The 25,253-nt window shown below is 52.1% G+C and carries 12 protein-coding genes and 1 pseudogene; 6 read left to right on the forward strand and 7 right to left on the reverse strand.

Annotated elements, in window-relative coordinates; all coding sequences use genetic code 11:
- The first annotated feature begins 16 nt into the window (after nucleotides 1-16).
- Nucleotides 17-498, forward strand: a pseudogene (locus DB847_RS13665) (DUF2937 family protein).
- A gap of 268 nt (nucleotides 499-766) precedes the next feature.
- On the opposite strand, the gene DB847_RS13670 reads toward DB847_RS13665, so the two are convergent.
- Nucleotides 767-1,387, reverse strand: a complete 621-nt coding sequence (locus DB847_RS13670; protein ID WP_159084624.1) for a hypothetical protein — start codon at nucleotides 1,385-1,387, stop codon at nucleotides 767-769.
- 231 nt (nucleotides 1,388-1,618) lie between these two features.
- Nucleotides 1,619-2,446: an SDR family oxidoreductase gene (locus tag DB847_RS13675; protein WP_108651201.1), complete on the reverse strand. Its 828-nt coding sequence runs from the start codon at nucleotides 2,444-2,446 to the stop codon at nucleotides 1,619-1,621.
- A 313-nt stretch (nucleotides 2,447-2,759) separates the two neighbouring features.
- Between DB847_RS13675 and DB847_RS13680 the strand changes: the two genes are divergently transcribed.
- The 4 genes from DB847_RS13680 to DB847_RS13695 all read left to right on the forward strand — a co-directional run bounded on the left by DB847_RS13680 (nucleotide 2,760) and on the right by DB847_RS13695 (nucleotide 9,643).
- Nucleotides 2,760-4,913, forward strand: coding sequence for a type I secretion system permease/ATPase (locus DB847_RS13680; RefSeq protein WP_108651202.1), 2,154 nt, complete (start codon nucleotides 2,760-2,762; stop codon nucleotides 4,911-4,913).
- A complete protein-coding gene (locus tag DB847_RS13685; RefSeq protein ID WP_199911572.1) occupies nucleotides 4,910-6,304 on the forward strand; it encodes an HlyD family type I secretion periplasmic adaptor subunit in 1,395 nt (464 codons plus the stop codon). The genes DB847_RS13680 and DB847_RS13685 overlap by 4 nt, the downstream gene beginning before the upstream one ends.
- A gap of 75 nt (nucleotides 6,305-6,379) precedes the next feature.
- Nucleotides 6,380-8,317: a bifunctional diguanylate cyclase/phosphodiesterase gene (locus DB847_RS13690; RefSeq protein ID WP_159084625.1), complete on the forward strand. Its 1,938-nt coding sequence runs from the start codon at nucleotides 6,380-6,382 to the stop codon at nucleotides 8,315-8,317.
- 441 nt (nucleotides 8,318-8,758) lie between these two features.
- Complete coding sequence (locus DB847_RS13695; protein ID WP_108649761.1) at nucleotides 8,759-9,643, forward strand: IS982 family transposase; 885 nt, start codon at nucleotides 8,759-8,761, stop codon at nucleotides 9,641-9,643.
- Nucleotides 9,644-9,961: 318 nt separating this feature from the next.
- Here the strand turns inward: DB847_RS13695 and DB847_RS13700 are convergent, their stop codons facing one another.
- Both DB847_RS13700 and DB847_RS13705 read right to left on the reverse strand, forming a co-directional pair.
- Nucleotides 9,962-18,139 (reverse strand): Calx-beta domain-containing protein, encoded by an 8,178-nt coding sequence (locus tag DB847_RS13700; RefSeq protein ID WP_108651204.1) that lies wholly within the window; start codon nucleotides 18,137-18,139, stop codon nucleotides 9,962-9,964.
- The gene (locus tag DB847_RS13705) at nucleotides 18,136-21,240 is read right to left on the reverse strand and encodes a retention module-containing protein (RefSeq protein WP_159084626.1); all 3,105 of its coding nucleotides are present in this window, start codon (nucleotides 21,238-21,240) and stop codon (nucleotides 18,136-18,138) included. The genes DB847_RS13700 and DB847_RS13705 overlap by 4 nt, the downstream gene beginning before the upstream one ends.
- A 356-nt stretch (nucleotides 21,241-21,596) precedes the next feature.
- Between DB847_RS13705 and DB847_RS13710 the strand changes: the two genes are divergently transcribed.
- On the forward strand, nucleotides 21,597-22,547 hold the full coding sequence (locus tag DB847_RS13710) for a 5'-nucleotidase (protein WP_108651206.1): 951 nt from the start codon (nucleotides 21,597-21,599) through the stop codon (nucleotides 22,545-22,547).
- Here the strand turns inward: DB847_RS13710 and modC are convergent.
- From modC to modA, 3 genes are read right to left on the reverse strand one after another with little or no spacing between them, the layout of a single operon-like run.
- Nucleotides 22,531-23,592 (reverse strand): molybdenum ABC transporter ATP-binding protein, encoded by a 1,062-nt coding sequence (gene modC, locus DB847_RS13715; protein WP_108651207.1) that lies wholly within the window; start codon nucleotides 23,590-23,592, stop codon nucleotides 22,531-22,533. The genes DB847_RS13710 and modC overlap by 17 nt on opposite strands.
- Nucleotides 23,589-24,269, reverse strand: coding sequence for a molybdate ABC transporter permease subunit (gene modB, locus DB847_RS13720; protein WP_108651208.1), 681 nt, complete (start codon nucleotides 24,267-24,269; stop codon nucleotides 23,589-23,591). The genes modC and modB overlap by 4 nt, the downstream gene beginning before the upstream one ends.
- Nucleotides 24,262-25,008: a molybdate ABC transporter substrate-binding protein gene (modA, locus tag DB847_RS13725; protein WP_108651209.1), complete on the reverse strand. Its 747-nt coding sequence runs from the start codon at nucleotides 25,006-25,008 to the stop codon at nucleotides 24,262-24,264. Before modA ends, modB begins: the two co-directional genes overlap by 8 nt.
- Between the last annotated feature and the right edge of the window lie 245 nt (nucleotides 25,009-25,253).

Raw genomic sequence — 25,253 nt, forward strand, 5'->3', positions numbered from 1 at the left:
AACCTTTGCCTTGAGTATGTTGATCGGATTACAGCTACCTGGCTTCATGAACCAGTATCAACAAAGGGTTGATGCACATCTTAAAGAGGCGCAACACAACCTCGGGGGTTTCAGGCAACGGCCGACCGTTACTTTGAAGGCAGTCTTCCTCACCTGATAAGCCATTACCAAAAGAGTGCCGATCCTGTGATGCAAAGTGATGCGCCCCATATTGCACAGATCTATCAGCGCGTCCGGTTATTAGACACAGAGCTTAAGCAGCTTCAGGGGAACTGGTACTCCCGGGCATGGCACATTGCACTGGCCCACGATGGAGCCATCTACAAAGAAACCCTCACCCACTACAGCGCCGTGGTTCCTCTCAACCAGCAGGCGATCATCTGGGGAATTGGCTGTGGATTTGCCGGCGCGCTGCTGATTGAACTACTCCTGCTGATCCTGCTCAGTGGTAGCAGGCACCTTCTGATAAGGGGCTACAGGCGACTGTTGCGGTCCTGATAAGCCAAGACTCACGCTACCTCTTGACCAGAAACAAGGGGTATTTGAGTGTATTCCCTGAGGGCAGCTTTTCAGTTGCTAGGCACTCCGTCCTTCAAGGTATGGGCTTTTGCCCAAGGCGCAGAGGCCGAGCTGTAGATATTAACCATGAATGTGTAAATACAGGATGCTCATGGGTGACGTTAGCTGCCTGTAGCCTCGGTCGTTTTATTGTCACCCCATAACTTCACGCCGTCCTTGGTTGTCGACATCTGTACCCAAACTCAACTTAATTGAGTACGGGCTGTATTGAGTTAAGCAAATCCCGGTATAGTTTCTGCTGATCTTGTTGCTGTGAGCGATTTTCATAGGCCATCAGCATTGAGGCTTTCATTACGGATGCCGGATATTGTTTAGTACCCGGGTATAGAACAATAGTCTTTGTCATTGCCCTGCTATTTTTCTTATCATGCTTAAATGTCAGGGTGCACTGATAAGCCTGATGCCGGCCAACCCAAAGCTCCCAGCAAGTTGGCTTTGCATGCTTCGTATCATAATGTTTTCTAAACTCTGAAAAACTATGAGCCATGCTCTTTTGAGCAAAGGTCCGGAAATCCCCAGTGATCCGCTTAGTTATTTTCCCCTTTGGGATCGGGCTCCAGTCCAGGGAAAAAGCAGGCCCAAAATCTAATGAATAATTACTCACCTCCACATATTCCACCTGATTCTTTGCTATATCAAATTTACCCTCTGTAAGGTGGATCATCTCATGATCTTCAAGATCATAGGGAAACACGGCAGTAAAAAGATGTGATGGCGATGTATATTGGCCTTTCTCTGTGTATCTCCCCTGTAAATTCGGGGTCGCCGAACAGGCCGGTAAGATGATGGTTAACCCAACCAGAGCCAACAAATTTCTCAGTGTCATGGTCTTCTCTTAAAAGGATATTAAAGAGAAGTGATTGTATCGGGGCGATACAGCAACTAATACCAAATTTGCTAAAGTTGCCAATACTGTGCCCTAAGGTATTACTTCATAATACTTAGGACACTCAGTTATAGAGCTGTGAGGATGTTCACTCCGATCTTTTCGGTTTGAGGAGCATCAACGACTGACAGCTCATCGCGACGAGACCAGGCGCTATGCTGAGTTCGCCAGCAGGCGATCCAAGAGTGAAGTGGGTAACACCCGCCTGAAAAATCCCATTAGGTGTGTTGGTACAGTGACAGCATAGCGGGCTTTAGGGCTCCTGCTGTTTAATGCATGCAGTAGAGGTTTGACACAGGCATCTGCAGGCAGAGTAAAGCGCCCGGAGGGCCCCTCTTTATCCAGTCTTTGCAGTGTTAGCTGGTAGGCATCCTGGTGGCGGCTCTCATCCATGCAGATCTCCTGCAAAAAGGCTGCGCGGGCATTTTTCCGAAACGCCGTGTCTATGGGCCCGGGTTCAATCAGGCTGACGCAAACCCCGCTCCCCTTGAGCTCCTGGCGCAGTGTATCCGTATAGCCCTCCAGCGCAAACTTACTGGCGTTATAAGCCCCCCGGTATTTCATCGCAACCAGCCCCAGTACCGAGCTGTTTTGAATGATTCGCCCCTCTTTCGCCTCAAGCATTGAGGGCAGGAGCAACCGGGTAAGATGATGCAGGCCGAACAGATTGGTTTCAAACTGCCGGCGCAATGCCGAAGTTGGAAGATCCTCTAATGCCCCCGGTTGACCATAGGCACCATTATTAAACAGGCCATACACACGTCCCTGCCCCAGCTCCAGAGCCTGCGCGGCCGCTCGCTCCATTGAGCTCTCACAGGTTAAATCAAGTTCTATGGTAGTCAGCCCCTGCTGTCTGAGCATCTCAATGTCGGCAGGTTTGCGTGCCGAGGCGATGACCCGATATCCCTGCTCCCGCAGAGCCATGGCCGATGCGTACCCTATGCCGCTGGAGCAGCCGGTGATCAATACAGTCCGTTCCATTCAATCCCCCAATTGTAAAATCATCTCATGATAACAGGATAAATCCACCGGTGAGCTTATTAAGCAATGTTTAAACCTCTACTGAGACTACAAAATTTTACGAAATTGAGAGCTGACTCATTTGACTACATTTGATGGCTTCGGTACCCTGCGCGCGGCTGGGTTTCGGGAGACCAAACTCCCATTTTTGATAGAAGCCCACCTCATTAACGCTCGGTTTTAAAAATCAAGCGCCAGCAACTCCTTAAACAATCTATAATTTTTTCTAGACACAGCTGAAGCCGTGACTGTCACCAGGATCAGGATAACAGGAATGCATGAACATCAAGAGTCCCGAAACGTTGTCGACCCGCTACTCGAGTGCTTGTGGTGGATAAGCCGTCGCTTTGGTGCTGTTTGCAGCCGCGAATCGCTGCTCGCTGGCCTGCCTCTTCCTGAAGGAAGACTCACCGCTAGTTATTTTCCCCAGGCCGCTATTCGGGCCGGCCTCAGCTCGCGAGTCTTTGATAAAAAACTAACCGATCTTGATCCGGAGCAACTTCCCTGTATTTTACTGCTCGGCAAGCAGACCGCCTGTGTACTGATGGAGCTTGATCTTCAAAAACAACAAGCCCGGGTGATGATGCCCAGTAAGAACTCGGGAGAGATCTGGATCGAACTTAGCGAGCTGGAGAAGGATTACCAGGGAAACCTGTTTTTTCTCAAGCAGGAGTTTCGTTATGATCAACGCTCCCCTGATCTCAAGCTCTCAAAACATGGTCACTGGTTTTGGAGCGTGATTTTCCGTTCTATCCCCATCTATGCTGATGTTCTCTATGCCTCATTGCTGATCAATATTTTTGCCATCGCAGCGCCACTGTTTACCATGAACGTCTATGACAAGATAGTTCCCAACCTTGCATTTGAATCGCTGTGGGTGCTGGCGATCGGGGCGGCTGTGATCTTCCTGTTTGACTTTGTGATCCGCCAGCTTCGAAGCTACTTTATCGATGTCGCAGCCAAAAAATCCGATGTCATCCTCTCTGCCGAGATCTTTTCCAAGGTGATGCGTACCCGGCTGGAGTCTCGCCCCATCTCGACCGGGGCCTTCGTCCGCCATCTCCAGGAGTTCGAGTCGATTCGTGAGTTTTTCACCTCAGCAACCATCACCTCTCTGGTGGATTTTCCCTTTGCCCTGCTATTCCTGTTCGTGATCTGGCTGTTTGCCGGTAGCATGGTGTTGATCCCGATCACTGGAATCGCAATTCTCATCATCTACAGCTTCCTGATCCAGGCGCCTCTACAGCGCAGTGTTGAAGAGGGAAGTCGTCTCGCATCACAAAAGCATGCCAACCTGGTGGAGAGCGTCTCAGGAATTGAAACCGTTAAGCTGTTGGGCGCCGAAGGTGTCTTCCAGTTTCGCTGGGAGCAGGCCGTCAACCATATGGCTAACTGGGGCACCAAGACGCGTAAGATCACCACCTCGGTCAGTGCCACCGCCAGCTATATGCAGCAAATGATTACTGTCTCCTTGATTGTCTATGGCGTTTATCTGCTGGCCAATGGTGAGTTGAGCATGGGGGGGATCATCGCCTCTGTGATGCTGGGCTCACGGGCGATCGGCCCCATGGTTCAGCTATCGGTTCTCTCCACCCGTTATAACCAGGCCAAGTCGGCTCTGAAGATCCTCAGTCAAATCATGGAACTTCCCGAGGAGCGCGAATCCTCTGACAAGGTGACCAACCCCATCATCAAGGGCAATGTGGAGTTCACCGACGTATCCTTTGTCTACCCCGGAAGCGATGCCAAATCGGTCAACCACCTCAACCTTTCGATCCGTGCAGGTGAAAAAATTGGCATTATCGGACGGATCGGTGCAGGTAAAAGCTCACTGATGCGTCTGTTAAGTGGACTCTATCAGCCTACTGAGGGCTCCATCTATCTCGATGGGATCGATATCCAACAGTTTCCTGAGAGCTTCCTGCGGCGTAATGTTGGTTGCATGCCCCAGGATATCACCCTGTTTTTCGGCTCAATTCGTGACAATATCTGCCTGGGACAACCTTGGATCGATGATGAAACCATTCAAAGAACCGCCATTCGCTCCGGAGTTGCCGAGTTTGCCATGCGCGATCCAAACGGACTGGAGCGACAGGTTGGAGAGGGAGGACGCAACCTGTCCGGAGGCCAGAAGCAGACCATCGGCCTAGCCCGAGCGCTGCTTCATGATCCACCGGTTCTGATTTTAGACGAGCCAACTTCGGATATGGATTTTCGAAGTGAGATCCAGGTCAGAGAGTCATTGAAGAAACTCAACTCCAAACAGACCATGTTGCTGATCACCCACCGCTCCTCCATGCTGGAGCTGGTTGATCGCATTCTGGTTTTTGATAACGGGCGGTTGGTTGCAGATGGTCCCAAAGAGGAGGTCATGCAACAGCTAAGTGAGGGTAAAGTGCGAGCGCCGATGCAAGGAGACTCTCAGTGATCCCGTCAAACAAAAAAAAGATCCCTGCCCAGGAGCAGGAGTTTTTAAACGACCTCTCTGCCGTTAATCTTTCCAAGCCAATCCGTGGTGCCCGGATCATGCTGTGGTTCACCCTGATCCTGGTCGCATCTTTTATTATCTGGGCGCTGTGGGCCAAGATTGATGAGGTGGCAGTGGCTCAGGGTACCGTGATCCCATCCAAACAGCTGCAGGTGGTACAAAACCTGGAGGGAGGGATCCTCAAAGAGATCTATGTACGTGAAGGACAAAAGGTCAAGATAGGTGAAAGGCTGCTGCTGATAGATGATACCCGTTTCAAATCGGATCTCAGGGGACGCTTTCAGGAGATCATTGGCCTTGAAGCAGATATCGCACGTTTGCAGGCAGCGGTGACCAGTGTCATCGTCAACCCATCCAAGTCTCTTAGTTGGAGAGAGCAGGTCCGGGTCAACTTCAATCAGCCACGCTTTACCAAGGAGCTGTGGAAAGATCATCCGGTGGAAGTTTCTCAACAGGAATCTCTACTTCAGGAGCAGCTCAAAAACCTAAGCGCCGATCTTGAGATCATGGGCTACCAGATTGAGCAGGAGGAGCAACTGGCCAAAGAGCTGGAGGCGACCATCCGCACCCAGACCGAAAATATCAAACTGGCCCAGGAGGAACTCTCATTGTCAGCACCTCTGGTCAAAGAGGGGCTGGTGCCTCGGGTTGAATTCCTCAAGATGAAGCGAGATCTCAACAATCTGCAGGGTGAGCTGGTCAACAAGCGCCTGGAGATCCCCAAACTCAAGGCCAGCCTCGGGGAGAAGATCCTCAAACGGCGCAATGTTGCCCTGAGTTTTCGCTCTGATGCCTACGAAGAGCTCAATCAAAAGCGTGCTGAGCTGAAGAAACTCAAAGAGACCCAGGTTGGCTTAAAAGACAGGGTTGAGCGCACCATGGTGCTTTCTCCCGTCAACGGCACAATCCAAAAAGTTGAGGTCAATACCGTGGGGGGTGTCATTCAGCCTGGGATGGATCTCATCAATATCGTACCGGATGAAGACTCGCTGCTGATCGAGGCCAAGATCTCTCCCCGGGATATCGCCTTCCTTCGCCCCAAACTCAAGGCGATCGTCAAATTCTCAGCCTATGACTTTACTATCTATGGCGGTCTTCCGGGTGAGGTGGAGCACATCAGTCCCGACTCATTCCAGGATGAGAAAGGCAACCCCTATTTTCTGGTTCGGGTGCGAACCAGTGTTAACTTCCTTGGCACACCCGAACATCCTCTGCCGATCATACCTGGGATGCAGGCCACAGTGGATATCATGACCGGCAAGAAGCGAGTGATCGATTACCTGCTAAAACCGATACTCAGAGCCAAATACAATGCATTGCGTGAACGCTAGTTAGAAGAGAGGACTCTTCAGGTTTCGTGTTGCAAGACCCCAAAGGAAGATGGGAACTGGATGGATGGAGACACGATGACACTTAATAAGAAGCTACTGATCATTACCTCTGTGATCCTGCTGCTGCTGCTGGCCATCGGATTTTTTGTCCAATGCAAAATGTTGCAGTTCGAGCATCAGCAGCAACAACGAGTGTTGCTCAATAAGAGTACCCAATTTATTAAGGTCGCTCTGATCCCCTATATTGAGATTGGCGATACCCAGGGGATTGAGGGAACACTGGATGTGATCTTTGATGGCAAATACCATCAGAAGATAGAGATCACCACCTTCCCTCTGGATGAGATCTTTACCCGAACCAGCCGGCTCACCAGCTCACAGGCCCCGGCATGGTTCACCGGGCTAGGCTTGTTCCCACAGCTTACGAGTCAAGCCAGTGTCATGGTTCACTCCGAGGCCTTTGGTGATTTTGAGGTGGGCCGTGTCGAACTCACCAACAATCCTGCTTCAGCCTATAATGAGCTCTGGGGCGAGGTCTCCAAGCTGTTTATTCTGTATCTGACCACATTTATTGTCTGTGTTGTGCTGTTTTTTATCATCTATAACCTTAACTTCCGCTCCCTCATCCGCCTGAGAGACAGTGCTATCCGCTGTCAGAAAAGTAATGATGGCTCCAATATTGAGCTCCCTAAGGAGTCTGATCTCAAACCTATTGCCCAAACCATCAATGCATTAAGCACTCAGCTCAAGGTGTATCTGGATGGCAAGTCCAAGCAGATCGAAGATCTCTACAAGATGGCTTATGAAGACAGCACCTCTGGCCTTGGCAACCGCGACTACTTTATCAGTCAGGTCAAGGAGTGGATCGCCGAGGATGGTGTGGGTGGCATGATGATCATCTCCATCGATATTCTGGATGAGATCTATCAAAAAGATGGCTTCATGGCCCGGGATCAGTTCCTCAAATCAATTGGTGAGACACTTCAGCTGCAACTCAAACCCTATGATCGCCATGAGGTGGCTCGCTTCTCGGATACCGAGTTTGCCATCTTGATCCCGGGGGTGAATCAACAGGAGCTGCTCAATATAGCCGAAAATCTTAACGGGAATATCTCCAACATCTTGGTCAATCCCCTGAGTGCTCCCCGGATTATATCCACCATAGGTGCCGCGATGCGCACCGATCAGGAGTCTCTTCCTGAGCTTCTGAGCACAGCCGATCAGGCCCTGCTCAAGGCACGGATGGATCACCTGGAGATCTACATCAAGGAAGACAAGTCACAGGAGCAGCTCGGGCGCTTTGAGTGGAAGAGGATCATTGAGACGGCGATAAACCAGCAACAGATCCACTTCTATATTCAGCCGGTGTTCGCCATCGATCAGAAAACCCGGCTGCATACTGAGCTATTTAGCTACATCGATGATGGTCAGAAAACCTATAGCGCTGGTGAATTCATGCCCGCGGTGGAGCAGTTCCGCCTCGGAGATAAGCTGGATCAGCATATTCTTGAACATCTGATCCCGCTTTTAGAAAGCCACCCCGAGATGAATTTTGCACTCAACTGGTCACGGACCGCGATTACCAATGAAAAATTCTGTGCCTGGATCATCCAAACCCTGATTCAGAACAAGGGGTTAGCAAAACGCTTGTGCTTCGAGATCCAGGAGTCGGTACTACTCAAGGCATCGGATAGGATCCAAAATACTCTTGAGGAGCTCAGAGCCCATGGCTACATGTGGGGAATCGATCAATTTGGTCGCCACCTTCATGCCACCGACTACCTGAAGCGACTCCATCCGGACTATGTGAAGATAGACCATACCTTCACCAAGATGCTGGTCAAGGATATCAATGATACCACCTGCCTCTCCGCCATCTGCGATATCGCCCATGGGGCTGGAGCCAGAGCCATTGTGACTCAGATTGAGAGCCAGGCTGTGCTTGATAGCCTCAAAGGCTTGCCCATCGATGGCTACCAGGGGTATATCAACCCACCCCACCCTTTAAAATAGCGCCAACCTTTGCATCTTATCGATACTGCCCGGCTTTTAAGCCGGGCAAGTTATAAGGTTCCTCAAGGGGAAAATCATTGTTTTAAACTATGATTGTTGAGTTCTGATAAAGAATGTTTGTGCAAAGCAGATTCTGTCTGTTATGGCTTTCAAAACAAGCCCAGGCTTTGTTAAACAGACCTACTAATGCCACTTTCATGCGGTATAACTACCATAGAAAAGCACATGAACATATCTTGTATATCATCGCATGACACTCAAGGTTTGACTCTGTCTATAACAAAACTATTTCATAAAATTATCGTTAAATATCAGTTCTACTACATTCCCCTAGAGCATTTTAGACTTAATCAACCTGAGCTGCGCATAAGAGGGGAACTAAAAGCCCAAGCTGCGATCTGATCGTTTGTCCAGAACCATCAATCGCCAAGGAGCTTGGGCATGATCAATTTAGAAGCTATTTTCGTTGATGTCGATGATTTCTGTCAGGTCTTTCTACCCGCTTGGCAAAAACAGCAGATCTCCTTAGGTGTGAAGCAGCGGAACAGACCCTCTCGCCTGGCTGTCAGTGAAGTGATGACCATCGTCATCGCATTCCATCGCTTGGGATTCCGAGACTTTAAATCCTATTATCTTCAGTTCGTATGTAAGTACTGGAAAAGCGAGTTCCCCGGCCTGGTGAGTTACACCCGGATGTTGAAATTGATGCAAACGACCCTTGTCCCTTTGTGCTCCTATCTCACCCACAGACAAGCAAAACCTACTGGGATTGCATTCGTCGACTCAACAAAACTTCAGGTTTGCCATAACCTTCGCATCCCTCGACATCAAGTATTTCAAGGTGCTGCCAAGCGTGGCAAAGGAACCATGGGGTGGTTTTATGGATTTAAATTGCACCTTATCATCAATGATCAAGGTGGTGTTATCTCGGTCAAATTAACCCCAGCCAATGTTGATGACAGAACTCCTCTTCCTGAAATGTGCGAGCAGCTCTGGGGTTCACTCTATGGAGATAAAGGCTATATTTCAGGACCACTTGCAGAAGAGCTGGCAGACCAAGGGGTCACATTAATTACCAGCATCAGGAAGAATATGAAACCAAAGTTGATGCGGCTATGGGATAAGCTGATGCTCCGCAAACGCTTCATCATTGAAACCGTCTTTGATCAGCTGAAGAACATCTCTCAGATAGAACACTCACGGCATCGTAGCTGCATCAGCTTTATGGTGAATCTCCTTGCTGGCCTCATTGCATATACCTTCCAGGAAAAGAAGCCGAGCATCCGAATGTCTCGGCTTGAAAAGGAAGCGCTTATGCAGATCTGAGGTTAATCAGGGTCGCTATTCGTTCCCTCAAATTCAAGCGCTGCTTTGAGCTTTTTTAAGCTGACCTTCTGCAGCAAGGATGTGACTTGCGTATCAGCGTTCAAAGTTGAAGCGGCTCTTATGGAGAGTGAACCCATTTATCCGGAAAATGCTCTAAGTAAATCGTAATAATAGCTGATATTTTGGTGTCATACACTAGGCATTTCAGACGATTAAATAGTGCTTCAAAAATTTAGAAGGCAATGACCCTGAAGGTGCATCCTCAGGGTCACTGCCTTCTCTAGCATAAACTATAGCTTTAGGACGACAGTTATTTCATCATTCAACTGTCGGACCTTTGACTATATCTTGTAAAAGGTCCTCATAGTTTTGTTGTCCTACACTCGACCCTCCAAAGTCATCGAGAACAATCGTAACTTCCTGTTGATCCTCATTCTGAACCTTCAGCTCAATATCATTGCCCTTAGAGCTAATAGATACATCCAGACTCGTTAAATCTGAAGCTTCAGGATCTTCATCTGCTAGGAACGCATTCAGTTGTTCCTGCGCGGAGCTATCCAACACATGCGATAGATCAATCCGATCACCTTTCTCTGAGTTGAACTGTTGAATATGCACCTCAGCTGCAGGTTGATCAGGAATGATGAAGTTCTCACTCACATCATCTAGACCATAAAGAATGATCTCTTGTGAATCACCTGAAGATAGATCACTCGAGCTAATTAATATATCATCAGCCTCAATAGTCATCCCTGGACGACTTGGCTTAATATCAAAGACCACATCGGTGTAATCCTTGTCATCCGATGGGCCTAAATTATATTGATCCTCAATACCTATGGTTAAAGAACCATCTAGATTTGTTTGTCCCTCGTCTATAGTTCCATCTGGGTTTCTGGTGCCAATCTGGAAATGCTGTTTCCCATCTGCATTAAATGATGCATTCGTGAAGAATGCGTTATCCATTTCAACACCATTAATTAGCGCCCGGTAGCTCCCATCATCTTGCTTATCAAAGCTCAGATTACTCTGGGTAACAGTGGCATCAGCATATTCGTTATTGATAATGAAGAAGCCTACTTTTTCTCCCGTTTCATAACTTGCACCTAAACTCTGACCCACTTGTCCTTTGATGTCCTGTGATGAACTGATCAGAAGCTGGAAGCTATCAATCTCTCCTTGGGCATTTAGCGTATAAACACCAAATGAATTGTCATAGCCATGCTCCTGACTTACATTATTTAGCCAGACATCACAGGAACCACCATCAAGATTAAACTCAACACTATTTTTCCCCTTAGATACATCCCCATCTGAATCAATAAAGTCATAACTCATTGTAAAGTCTTGCTTGCTCTCTCCACTTGGTACGAAAGAGTAAGTACCATCACTGAAGTTGAAGTCTAAAGTTCCAACTACTTTCGAGCCTGAATCCTCATAAACTGTTATCTTAACAGGATCATCATGGCCCGGATCCTTGTACTCCACACTACCAATAGTGATAGTGTTGACTCGCATCCCATCCACAGACTTCATAACATCTCCAGTTGTCTCAGGCTGTGGTATCGTCGCTTCGAGAGCTGCATCTAAGTCACTAAAGTCATTCATTGGGATAACTTGGCTATCATCACCCCCTGCCATTGCTTGTAAGTCTGAGTTATCTACCCCCCCAACACCGATAGACCAATGATTATCAAAAGCCCCACTATCAAGGATGCTATCCATCTCTTGAGTAAGAAGTTCTCCTCCATCAATCTCAGAATGAATTAACGAGGTTCCTTCATGCCAATTACCAAATATGTCTTTGTAGAAAGGAGTATTTGCTCTAAAACCTTCTGTTGGCTGACCATCTGAAATAAAGTAAAGTTGGCCATTACCATCAGTGATTTCAGTTCTATTATCTCCTTGAGCAAGGTAGCTTTCTAAAGCCTCAGCCGCACTCTGATAGTTGGTTCCACCCTCAACGTTAAGGGCATTAAACCACTGAGATTCGAGTTTACTTTCAACCTCTTCATAGCTACTACCCTGCTTGATTCTAAAGGCTTCAACAGCTGAAGCTGAACTCGCAAAACCCATTCCATGTAAAACAACACTACCTGTCTGAGCATACTCGTACGCCATCTTCACAATAGATTCTTGTGCTTTTGAAAAATTACTGTTGGGATCTGACTTATCTCCCATGGATCCAGATGTATCAAGGAGAATAACCAGTTGATGCTCAACAGCATTCAAAGATACAGATTCCTGCGTGTGGACCTCACTAACAGGCACCAAGTTGAAATCGACTTCTGACTTACCAGATATATCCCCATCAGTATCGATCAGATCATACTTCAAGGTAAAATCATCTAGTGAATCACCGCTTGGTTTAAATTTATAATCACCCGTTTCAAAGTTGAATGTGAGTTTACCAAGTGCATTTCCTGAATCATCCTGAATCTCTTTGCTCAACACAAAATCATCACTAGCATCCGCAGTATTCTTATTTGCGTAATCTTGAGCAAAATAAGTGTGTCCCTGAACTTCAATTGAGTGAACTGTGCCCCCCTCAACCACAGGAAGCGTTCCATCAATCACATCTCCGCGAACTTCTCCTTGTGCAGCATCAACCAAAATATCACTGAGATCTGTTGCCTGATCAACCGTAATAACTTCATCAGGATCACCGCCTGTCATCGCGGTTAAATGAGCAACATCATCGCTTGAAAAGCCTATGCCGATGGACCAGTTATTTTCAAAGTAATTGTTATCACCTAATACATTGTTATTTATCCGTTCTGCTAAGCCACTCGTATCTGACGAAGACTCACCGTCAGATATAAAGTATAGATTGCCATGGCCTTCAGAGATCATGTCACCATAAGAGCCAACTGTACTTTCGATACCTGAAGCTGCTTGATCATAATCAGTGTACTGCCCTTGATTAACTTCATGGATAGCTTGTGCTTCCCAGGATCCAAGCTGACTCTTAATCTGCTCCATTGAACTTCCCTGGGAGATCGTAATTGGAGCATTCTGAGTCGTTGAGTTTGAGAACGTTGAGCCATAAAATGTTACATCGCCGCCCTGAGCATACTCAAACAACATATCCTCAATTGCTTCAAGTGCAACCTGAATGCTAGATTGGTACCCTATAAATTGACCGGTCTCATCGTAAACAGGTACTTGGGATTGCATAGAACCTGATACATCCAACATGACCACCACTTGATAATCTGCGGTATTCTCAACATTAACATCAACATCTTGTTGAATATCAGGCCCACGATCAGGAACTGAGTCTTTTATATTTACGGTCAGGGTTGCATCACTTAACCTGTGGCCATTGGTGTCTGTCACCTCGACACCAAGCTTAAGAGGTAGTTCGTTCTTATCTTGGCCCGGAGCATGATCGACCGGCTTATACAATTTAACATTAGCTGTCGTACTATCCTCTGATGAGTTTAGAGTAACCTCAAATACTTTATCAGTGGTTCCATGGATAACCGAAGTGAGAATAGTTCCATCATCTGTGATGGAATAATCCAGCTTCTGTCCTTCAGAGGTCATATTATTAAGAGCATTCTGCTGTTCGGGAGACAGGTTGAATTTGAGAACATCTACGCTATCAGCAACCCCAACCTTAAAATCTCCGCCGACTATCTCAGAATCCTGATTGAGTAAAGCAGCCTCATCGACCGTAACGGTAATATCACTTAGCGAGTCGTCATCTATAATGTTCGTTACAACTGGTGTTAGGTCTTCTACAACATTATCGTAGTGAGTACCGCCTATGGATACATTAGAAGCCCCTTGATTGAGAGATACCTTATAGGTTTCAGTAGCTTCTATCTTGTTATCTTCAAGAGCTGAAGCACTGAAGACTTCATTGAGGTTAACCGACATGGTTTGACCAGAGGTTGAATAATCATCGACTGTAGCTGTGCCATCAGTGAAGGTCACATCGACAGTGCCCTCAGCATCAGAAATCAGATTACCATCATCATCAACCAGGATAGTCTTGTAGTAAGCTGTCTCACCTTCTTTCACTAACTTACCGCCTTCAACCAGATATACACCATCATTGAAAATAAGTTTCTCTATGCTATATAAGTTATCTCCTGCCTCGTAAGTATCCAGTCCCTGATTGTCTGCATGAGCCCAACCTTTACTCGCATCGTACCTGTTATCCACAATATTCAGGGTAATATTGGTACCATCTTCAACAAAGCGAATGGTGTAGTCAGAGAAGTTACCCTTGTAGATAACTGTATCTGTACCATCAGCATCGTCAGGTAAAGATCCTTCATGACCACCATAGATGGCCTCATCTCCCTCACCACTAATAAAGACATCATTACCATCGTGCCCAACCATCTGATCCGATAAAGCATCTCCATAGAATGCATCAGCCTGATCACTACCAACCAGCTGATCCGCTAAAGGCGTACCATGGAAAGTATTATCAGCATCATCAATGAGATCCTGCACAGTTTCGTTATAACTAAACCTTGAATCATCTATGATGTTGCCATCTTTGTCACAAGCAACGAGTCTAACTGTAACTGCACTTGTATCCGTGATCGTGGTCTCCACCACACCACTTCCGGACACGCTGCCTACATCCACCGTCCCCAGATTAACCTGGTAGGTCTCATTCCCCTCATATGTGTTGTCTTCGATCGTATTCACCGTAAAGTCGAGGCGGTCTCCAATATCCAGTGGCCCCTGCACCGTCAGCTCACCACTGACCGCATCGTACACCACACTCTGGCCTGCACCCGCCACCAGAGCCTCAAAATCCACGCCCTTGAGTGCCGAGCCATCTTCGGTGGTCAGCTTCAGCGTGACACTTTCACCGTCATCGATATTCCGGCCACCCAGCGTGATGCTGTAGCTCGCCGCAGCCCCCTCGGCCACACTGCCCGTGCCAGTCAAGCTGAAGGTCAGGGCATCCGCATCCCCCTGGTCTGTAATGGTCGCCGTCGCCGAGTCATCGCTGATCTGACCCAGGGATGGGTTGCTCAGGTTCACACTGAACTGCTCGTCCCCCTCATAGGTGGTGTCATCCACCGTGGGCACGCTGAAGTTGATCTCGCCGCCATCCGCCATCGGACCATTGATGGTCAGGGTGCCGGTCGCCGCGTCATAGCTGGCGTTCTGCCCTGAACCCAGGGTGATATCCCCGAAATCCGCCGCCACCGCGGTGCCTTCCGCCGTGGTCAGCTGCATGGTCACACTCTGACCCGCCGCCAGGCTGCCCCCACTCAGGGAGACCGCGAAGCTCGCATCCTGCCCCTCGGCCACCGTCACATCATTACTCAGGCTGAACCGCAGGGCATCCGCATCCGCCTGGTCCGTAATGGTCGCCGTCGCCGAGTCATCGCTGATCTGACCCAGGGATGGGTTGCTCAGGTTCACACTGAACTGCTCGTCCCCCTCATAGGTGGTGTCATCCACCGTGGGCACGCTGAAGTTGATCTCGCCGCCATCCGCCATCGGACCATTGATGGTCAGGGTGCCGGTCGCCGCGTCATAGCTGGCGTTCTGCCCTGAACCCAGGGTGATATCCCCGAAGTCCGCCGCCACCGCGGTGCCTTCCGCCGTGGTCAGCTGCATGGTCACACTCTGACCCGCCGCCAGGCTGCCGCCACTCAGGGAGACCGCGAAGCTCGCATCCTGCCCCTCGGCCACCGTCACATCATTACTCAGGCTGAACCGCAGGGCGTCTGCATCCGCCTGGTCCGTAATGGTCGCCGTCGCCGAGTCATCGCTGATCTGACCCAGGGATGGGTTGCTCAGGTTCACACTGAACTGCTCGTCCCCCTCATAGGTGGTGTCATCCACCGTGGGCACGCTGAAGTTGATCTCGCCGCCATCCGCCATCGGACCATTGATGGTCAGGGTGCCGGTCGCCGCGTCATAGCTGGCGTTCTGCCCTGAACCCAGGGTGATATCCCCGAAGTCCGCCGCCACCGCGGTGCCTTCCGCCGTGGTCAGCTGCATGGTCACACTCTGACCCGCCGCCAGGCTGCCGCCACTCAGGGAGACCGCGAAGCTCGCATCCTGCCCCTCGGCCACCGTCACATCATTACTCAGGCTGAACCGCAGGGCGTCTGCATCCGCCTGGTCCGTAATGGTCGCCGTCGCCGAGTCATCGCTGATCTGACCCAGGGATGGGTTGCTCAGGTTCACACTGAATTGCTCGTCCCCCTCATAGGTGGTGTCATCCACCGTGGGCACGCTGAAGTTGATCTCGCCGCCATCCGCCATCGGACCATTGATGGTCAGGGTGCCGGTCGCCGCGTCATAGCTGGCGTTCTGCCCTGAACCCAGGGTGATATCCCCGAAGTCCGCCGCCACCGCGGTGCCTTCCGCCGTGGTCAGCTGCATGGTCACACTCTGACCCGCCGCCAGGCTGCCGCCACTCAGGGAGACCGCGAAGCTCGCATCCTGCCCCTCGGCCACCGTCACATCATTACTCAGGCTGAATCGCAGGGCGTCTGCATCCGCCTGGTCCGTAATGGTCGCCGTCGCCGAGTCATCGCTGATCTGACCCAGGGATGGGTTGCTCAGGTTCACACTGAACTGCTCGTCCCCCTCATAGGTGGTGTCATCCACCGTGGGCACGCTGAAGTTGATCTCGCCGCCATCCGCCATCGGACCATTGATGGTCAGGGTGCCGGTCGCCGCGTCATAGCTGGCGTTCTGCCCTGAACCCAGGGTGATATCCCCGAAGTCCGCCGCCACCGCGGTGCCTTCCGCCGTGGTCAGCTGCATGGTCACACTCTGACCCGCCGCCAGGCTGCCGCCACTCAGGGAGACCGCGAAGCTCGCATCCTGCCCCTCGGCCACCGTCACATCATTACTCAGGCTGAACCGCAGGGCGTCCGCATCCGCCTGATCCGTAATGGTCGCCGTCGCCGAGTCATCGCTGATCTGACCCAGGGATGGGTTGCTCAGGTTCACACTGAACTGCTCGTCCCCCTCATAGGTGGTGTCATCCACCGTGGGCACGCTGAAGTTGATCTCGCCGCCATCCGCCATCGGACCATTGATGGTCAGGGTGCCGGTCGCCGCGTCATAGCTGGCGTTCTGCCCTGAACCCAGGGTGATATCCCCGAAGTCCGCCGCCACCGCGGTGCCTTCCGCCGTGGTCAGCTGCATGGTCACACTCTGACCCGCCGCCAGGCTGCCGCCACTCAGGGAGACCGCGAAGCTCGCATCCTGCCCCTCGGCCACCGTCACATCATTACTCAGGCTGAACCGCAGGGCGTCTGCATCCGCCTGGTCCGTAATGGTCGCCGTCGCCGAGTCATCGCTGATCTGACCCAGGGATGGGTTGCTCAGGTTCACACTGAACTGCTCGTCCCCCTCATAGGTGGTGTCATCCACCGTGGGCACGCTGAAGTTGATCTCGCCGCCATCCGCCATCGGACCATTGATGATCAGGGTGCCGGTCGCCGCGTCATAGCTGGCGTTCTGCCCTGAACCCAGGGTGATATCCCCGAAGTCCGCCGCCACCGCGGTGCCTTCCGCCGTGGTCAGCTGCATGGTCACACTCTGACCCGCCGCCAGGCTGCCGCCACTCAGGGAGACCGCGAAGCTCGCATCCTGCCCCTCGGCCACCGTCACATCATTACTCAGGCTGAACCGCAGGGCGTCTGCATCCGCCTGGTCCGTAATGGTCGCCGTCGCCGAGTCATCGCTGATCTGACCCAGGGATGGGTTGCTCAGGTTCACACTGAACTGCTCGTCCCCCTCATAGGTGGTGTCATCCACCGTGGGCACGCTGAAGTTGATCTCGCCGCCATCCGCCATCGGACCATTGATGGTCAGGGTGCCGGTCGCCGCGTCATAGCTGGCGTTCTGCCCTGAACCCAGGGTGATATCCCCGAAGTCCGCCGCCACCGCGGTGCCTTCCGCCGTGGTCAGCTGCATGGTCACACTCTGACCCGCCGCCAGGCTGCCGCCACTCAGGGAGACCGCGAAGCTCGCATCCTGCCCCTCGGCCACCGTCACATCATTACTCAGGCTGAACCGCAGGGCGTCTGCATCCGCCTGGTCTGTAATGGTCGCCGTCGCCGAGTCATCGCTGATCTGACCCAGGGATGGGTTGCTCAGGTTCACACTGAACTGCTCGTCCCCCTCATAGGTGGTGTCATCCACCGTGGGCACGCTGAAGTTGATTTCGCCGCCATCCGCCATCGGACCATTGATGGTCAGGGTGCCGGTCGCCGCGTCATAGCTGGCGTTCTGCCCTGAACCCAGGGTAATATCCCCGAAGTCCGCCGCCACCGCGGTGCCTTCCGCCGTGGTCAGCTGCATGGTCACACTCTGACCCGCCGCCAGGCTGCCGCCACTCAGGGAGACCGCGAAGCTCGCATCCTGCCCCTCGGCCACCGTCACATCATTACTCAGGCTGAACCGCAGGGCGTCTGCATCCGCCTGGTCCGTAATGGTCGCCGTCGCCGAGTCATCGGTGATCTGACCCAGGGATGGGTTGCTCAGGTTCACACTGAACTGCTCGTCCCCTCATAGGTGGTGTCATCCACCGTGGGCACGCTGAAGTTGATCTCGCCGCCATCCGCCATCGGACCATTGATGGTTAGGGTGCCGGTCGCCGCGTCATAGCTGGCGTTCTGCCCTGAACCCAGGGTGATATCCCCGAAGTCCGCCGCCACCGCGGTGCCTTCCGCCGTGGTCAGCTGCATGGTCACACTCTGACCCGCCGCCAGGCTGCCGCCACTCAGGGAGACCGCGAAGCTCGCATCCTGCCCCTCGGCCACCGTCACATCATTACTCAGGCTGAATCGCAGGGCGTCTGCATCCGCCTGGTCCGTAATGGTCGCCGTCGCCGAGTCATCGCTGATCTGACCCAGGGATGGGTTGCTCAGGTTCACACTGAACTGCTCGTCCCCCTCATAGGTGGTGTCATCCACCGTGGGCACGCTGAAGTTGATCTCGCCGCCATCCGCCATCGGACCATTGATGGTCAGGGTGCCGGTCGCCGCGTCATAGCTGGCGTTCTGCCCTGAACCCAGGGTGATATCCCCGAAGTCCGCCGCCACCGCGGTGCCTTCCGCCGTGGTCAGCTGCATGGTCACACTCTGACCCGCCGCCAGGCTGCCGCCACTCAGGGAGACCGCGAAGCTCGCATCCTGCCCCTCGGCCACCGTCACATCATTACTCAGGCTGAACCGCAGGGCGTCTGCATCCGCCTGGTCTGTAATGGTCGCCGTCGCCGAGTCATCGCTGATCTGACCCAGGGATGGGTTGCTCAGGTTCACACTGAACTGCTCGTCCCCCTCATAGGTGGTGTCATCCACCGTGGGCACGCTGAAGTTGATTTCGCCGCCATCCGCCATCGGACCATTGATGGTCAGGGTGCCGGTCGCCGCGTCATAGCTGGCGTTCTGCCCTGAACCCAGGGTGATATCCCCGAAGTCCGCCGCCACCGCGGTGCCTTCCGCCGTGGTCAGCTGCATGGTCACACTCTGACCCGCCGCCAGGCTGCCGCCACTCAGGGAGACCGCGAAGCTCGCATCCTGCCCCTCGGCCACCGTCACATCATTACTCAGGCTGAACCGCAGGGCGTCTGCATCCGCCTGGTCCGTAATGGTCGCCGTCGCCGAGTCATCGCTGATCTGACCCAGGGATGGGTTGCTCAGGTTCACACTGAACTGCTCGTCCCCCTCATAGGTGGTGTCATCCACCGTGGGCACGCTGAAGTTGATCTCGCCGCCATCCGCCATCGGACCATTGATGGTCAGGGTGCCGGTCGCCGCGTCATAGCTGGCGTTCTGCCCTGAACCCAGGGTGATATCCCCGAAGTCCGCCGCCACCGCGGTGCCTTCCGCCGTGGTCAGCTGCATGGTCACACTCTGACCCGCCGCCAGGCTGCCGCCACTCAGGGAGACCGCGAAGCTCGCATCCTGCCCCTCGGCCACCGTCACATCATTACTCAGGCTGAACCGCAGGGCGTCTGCATCCGCCTGGTCCGTAATGGTCGCCGTCGCCGAGTCATCGCTGATCTGACCCAGGGATGGGTTGCTCAGGTTCACACTGAACTGCTCGTCCCCCTCATAGGTGGTGTCATCCACCGTGGGCACGCTGAAGTTGATCTCGCCGCCATCCGCCATCGGACCATTGATGGTCAGGGTGCCGGTCGCCGCGTCATAGCTGGCGTTCTGCCCTGAACCCAGGGTGATATCCCCGAAGTCCGCCGCCACCGCGGTGCCTTCCGCCGTGGTCAGCTGCATGGTCACACTCTGACCCGCCGCCAGGCTGCCGCCACTCAGGGAGACCGCGAAGCTCGCATCCTGCCCCTCGGCCACCGTCACATCATTACTCAGGCTGAACCGCAGGGCGTCTGCATCCGCCTGGTCTGTAATGGTCGCCGTCGCCGAGTCATCGCTGATCTGACCCAGGGATGGGTTGCTCAGGTTCACACTGAACTGCTCGTCCCCCTCATAGGTGGTGTCATCCACCGTGGGCACGCTGAAGTTGATTTCGCCGCCATCCGCCATCGGACCATTGATGGTCAGGGTGCCGGTCGCCGCGTCATAGCTGGCGTTCTGCCCTGAACCCAGGGTAATATCCCCGAAGTCCGCCGCCACCGCGGTGCCTTCCGCCGTGGTCAGCTGCATGGTCACACTCTGACCCGCCGCCAGGCTGCCGCCACTCAGGGAGACCGCGAAGCTCGCATCCTGCCCCTCGGCCACCGTCACATCATTACTCAGGCTGAACCGCAGGGCATCGGCATCCGCCTGGTCGGTTATCGTTGTTTCAATAATGGTATCTCCACCCAACTGTGAGTTACCGCCAGATGTACCAGTTATTTCGACACTGTAATTTTCATCACCTTCCGCTAAGGCATCATCAATGATCTCTACGGTGAAATTGGCTGAGGTTTGTCCGGCTGGAATAGTGACCTGAGTAAATCCTTCTTGATAGTCAACACCGCCACCGGTAGCTGTGCCCGGGGTATAGTTGATGGTGACTGTAATATCCTGATCAGAAGGCTGATCCAAACTAATGGTATACACAGCTGAACCATCGGACTCTGTCACCTGTCCCGGACCAGACAGGGAGACTATGGGTGAGACCTGGGGAGCGATCTCTTCTTGTGCTGTCTCAATAAAAGGGGTATCTGCGGCTTGCTGCTGATCCTGAGCCTCAGCTGGGGAGAACTGAGTATCAAAACCTGCTTCTGCCAAAGTTTCTGCGCCGGTACGGGAAACCGATGCACCCTCTTGAATACTATCACTAACACCGCCGCCCGCAGCTGCGGCCTCAAATAGCTCAGTCGGATCTCCGCCATCAAGCACGGCTTGCTGAAGTGCGGCCAGATCAAGATCATCACTATTCACTATATGGGGAGATTCTGTGCCAAGCTCCGCACCTTTCAGGTTCAAAATACTGTTTTCACCTAACTGCTGACTAAAGCCTTCTCCCTGAAGTAGAACAGAGCTGCCCTCACTGGTGACGATTAGTGAATTGGGATCCACCTCCTGGCCAAGTTGCAGGGGGATTTTCTCACCCTCTGAGTTAATCAGATAAGCTTCACCATTAAGACGGGTAACTACACAACTGAATATTTCATTTGAGCTAGCCATAACCATTTCCCCAGTTATTCGTTCCGCTGAATCACTCAGCTAGTCCGGTGCGATATCAATAAATAGAATGACGCATTAAATAAGGCTAGTCTGACTATACATAATCTCCAGAAAAATGGAGTTCAACTGAGACCAGTTTTTTTAAAAAATATAAGAAAAATCATAATTCTATTTATCAGTCTCCAATTGGACACCACAAATGAAACAGAAAGGCTAAAAATGTTAATCAGAAGTAACGTCAATTTGACGCTGATAGTGCTATTTTTTTTCTGATGAGGGATTGCTTATTCCTTCAGGTTATTAAAAACTTGATAAATCGCCCTTAAAGCATAATTACATGGGTTTCAGGTAGCACCATGTCATATCCTATTGAACAAAAATTAGTTATCGCAGTCTCGTCCAGCGCCCTTTTCAACCTGAATGAATCTCATCAGGTGTTTCTCGAGCAGGGCCCAATCGCGTACAAGAGATTCCAGGAGCAACATCTGAATGATGTACTTGATAAGGGCGTTGCTTTTCCCTTTATCAGGCGCTTTCTCAAGATCAATGAGCAGTTTCCAGGTGAACAGCCTGTCGAGGTGATCCTGCTGTCGCGGAACTCAGCCGCAACCGGCAAACGGGTGTTCCGCTCGATTGAACACTATGGACTGAATATCTGCCGGGCTGCTTTTTTGGAGGGAAAGTCACCCTATGAGTACCTTCCCGCCTTTAATGCGTCGCTATTTCTTTCTGCAAACCCAGTGGATGTAAAGAAGGCAATAGATGCAGGCTATCCCGCCGGAACGGTGCAACCTTCGGCTGTGAATGATGATCTCCAAGATGATGAGTTAAGAATCGCTTTTGACTTTGACGGTGTCATCGCTGATGACGAGTCTGAAACCATCTATAAACAAGGAGAACTCTCGGCCTTTCATGATTACGAGGTGCAAAACTCGCAGATCCCCCACCAGCCAGGCCCGCTCGCCCCTCTGTTCACCCAGATCTCCAACCTGCAAAAACTGGAGGATGCCTTGGTAGATCAGGATCCAGATTATCAAAGAGCTCTGCGGACCATGATAGTAACGGCTCGCAGCGCCCCGGCACATGAACGGGTGGTCACCACACTGGAGCATTGGGGGGTCAGTGCAAACGAAACATTTTTTCTGGGAGGAATGAAAAAAGAGCGCGTGCTTGCAACACTACGCCCTCATATCTTCTTTGATGATCAGCGCACCCACCTTGAATCAAAGGCGGGAGACATCCCCATGGTGCATATCCCGTTTGGGATCAGCAACCAAGAAGGGAGTTTTACTAACCCAGCAGATTAACCGCTTTAAAATAGGCAAAGACTGATTGACCCGCTTTGAGTTTTAAGCGCTGATAGGAGTGGTGAGTCAGAGTCGCTAAAAACCTCTGCTCACCGACTTTGAGCTGGACCAACACCCTTGCCCCCTCAATCGATTCACAGGAGCAAAGAGTCACGGCCAGACCATTAAACAGGCTGCTCCCCTCAAGTGATTCGGTTGCCAGGACGACATCCCGGCTGCGCAGGCGCACCTTGATCGCATCGCCACACTGGTAGTCATGCACTCCGGACAGAAACAGCTCCTGGCCTTCCAGATCAAAGCGCCCGAGCTGGCGCTGCTCACAAAAACCCAAATAGCTAAGCCTGAGTAGAGAGCTGGCCTCTCGCTGACGCGCCAGAAACAGATCCGGGCGGCTAAACAGGCTCTCCGGTGAATCCTGAGCAACCACCCTCCCATCATGGATCAGCACCATCTCATCACACACCTGGCAGATCTCATCGCTGGAGTGACTAACCAGCAACATCATCAGCTCCTGCTCGCGGGCTATCTTCTTTAGCTCTCGTAACAACTTAAAGCGGGTCGGTTGATCCAGTGCCGATATGGGTTCATCCAGCAGCAAGAGTCTGGGCTCGGCCAACAGCGCGCGCACGATGGCAACCCGTTGACACTGACCTCCCGATAGCTGTTGCACCGGTAGGCTCAGCAGCTCGGTGATCCCAAAGCGCTCGGCCAGATCGTCAATAGCAAACCTGCCACTGCCCTTACGCGCCGCAAGTTTGAGATTCCCCAGCACCCGGGTATGTGGAAACAAGCCCGATTGCTGAAACACCATGCCCACTCGCCTCTGGTGAGGAGGAGTCCAGCGCCGCCCCTGTTGCCAGATCTCACCATCAAAACAAAGCTCCCCAATATCGGGACGATTCAGTCCGGCAATAAAGCGCAGCAGGGTTGATTTGCCTGCTCCCGAAGGTCCAAAGATGCCGGTGATCCCACAAGGCTCCAGGGTGAGATGATAATCCAGGGTGAGGTTTGAGTAGGGCTGATAATAGCGAAGCTCAAGGCTCATAATAACATCCTCTGCTGACGCTTTTTCAGTACTCCATACACCAACATAAGCATCGCGACTGACGCCACCAGCAGCCCTGCAGCCAATTGGTGAGCCTGGGTGTACTCCAGGGCTTCAACATGATTAAACAGAGCGATCGATAGCACTTCGGTCTGACCCGGGATGTTGCCTCCAATCATCAGAACAACCCCAAACTCCCCCATGGTGTGGGCAAACCCGAGCGCCGCTGCAATCACAAACCCGGGCAGAGTCATGGGGAGCACAATCCAGAAGAATCGCTGAATCGGCCCGTACCCTAAGGTTGCGGCTGCCTCCAGTTCACAACGCCCCAGGCTGACGAAGGTCCCCTGCAGGGGCTGCACAACAAAGGGCAGAGAATAGATCACCGATGAGACAACCAGGCCTGAGAAGCTAAAGGCCAGGGTACTGCCCATCACTGATTGCCACAGCTGTCCCAACCAGTGGTTGGGTGAAAAGGCTATTAGCAGATAGAAACCTAAGACTGTCGGAGGCAATACCAGAGGTAGGGTCACGATCGACTCTACAAATGAGCGTGACCAATGCTTGCCGCGGGCCAGCCACCAGGCAAGAGGTGGAGCAATACAGAGTAGAAGCAGCGTGGTGTATGACGCCAATTTGAGGGTCAACACCACCGCCTGCAGATCGGTATCAAGCATGGGCTGGAAGCTGATAGCCTGCTTTTTCAATCATGGTTTTAGCGTCGTTACGCAGATACTGATAGAGCGCTTTTGCGGCGTTGTTGTTCTGAGCGTGTTTGAGGAGTACCGCTTGTTGCTCCAGGGGTGCATGCAAAGTGGCAGGAACAATCCAGGCATTGGCCTGCTGATGCTTGGTAACCAGCTCAGAGTAAGCCACAAACCCAAGTTGCACATTGCCACTTGAGACGAACTGATAGGTCTGGGTAATGTTGTTACCATATACCGCATGAGGAGCAACCGATCCCCATAGCTTCATTTTTTCCAGAGACTGTTTGGCAGCCAGTCCGTAGGGAGCTGTCTTAGGATTCGCCAGGGCAATTTTCTGCTGCCAATGATTCAGCAGTGCTCTGTCAGCCTTCTGTTTAGGGCTCCACAGAGCCAGTAGCCCGGTTGCATAGGTAAAACGACTATTGGGGACGATCTTACCCTGTTTCTCTAAAAGCTCAGGACGCCGGGCATCGGCCGCTAAAAAAAGATCAAAGGGGGCGCCATGCTGGATCTGGCTATAGAGAATACCGGTCGAGGCGGAAGAGACTGTCACCTTATCCCCCGTCTTTGCGGTAAACTGCTGGGCGATTTTCTCCATGGTGGTGCGGAAATTGGCAGCCACGGCCACATGCACAGTATCGGCGCTCGCGGCGCCACAAGTCAGTAACAAAGCGATCCCTATCCCTTTGAACAGCATCTTTGTTTTCATCTTTAATCCCCTAAATTGCACATACGAAAAACGCCGGGTAAAACCATGATGATCATACGGAAAACCTGCAGCGCGCGGGCATCTTAGCAAATGACAGGCTCTATTACAGCCGGTTCCAACCATCCCCAGCTCATCAATTGCTCAGCCCGGCCACCGAACGTAGCAGTAGCACCCGTGCGATGTTATCATCAAGCGGACCCGAGTCGCCAAGTAAACTCAATAATCAGAAGCGGCCGGGGCGATGC

This window comes from Dongshaea marina, assembly GCF_003072645.1.
GTDB lineage: Bacteria > Pseudomonadota > Gammaproteobacteria > Enterobacterales > Aeromonadaceae > Dongshaea > Dongshaea marina.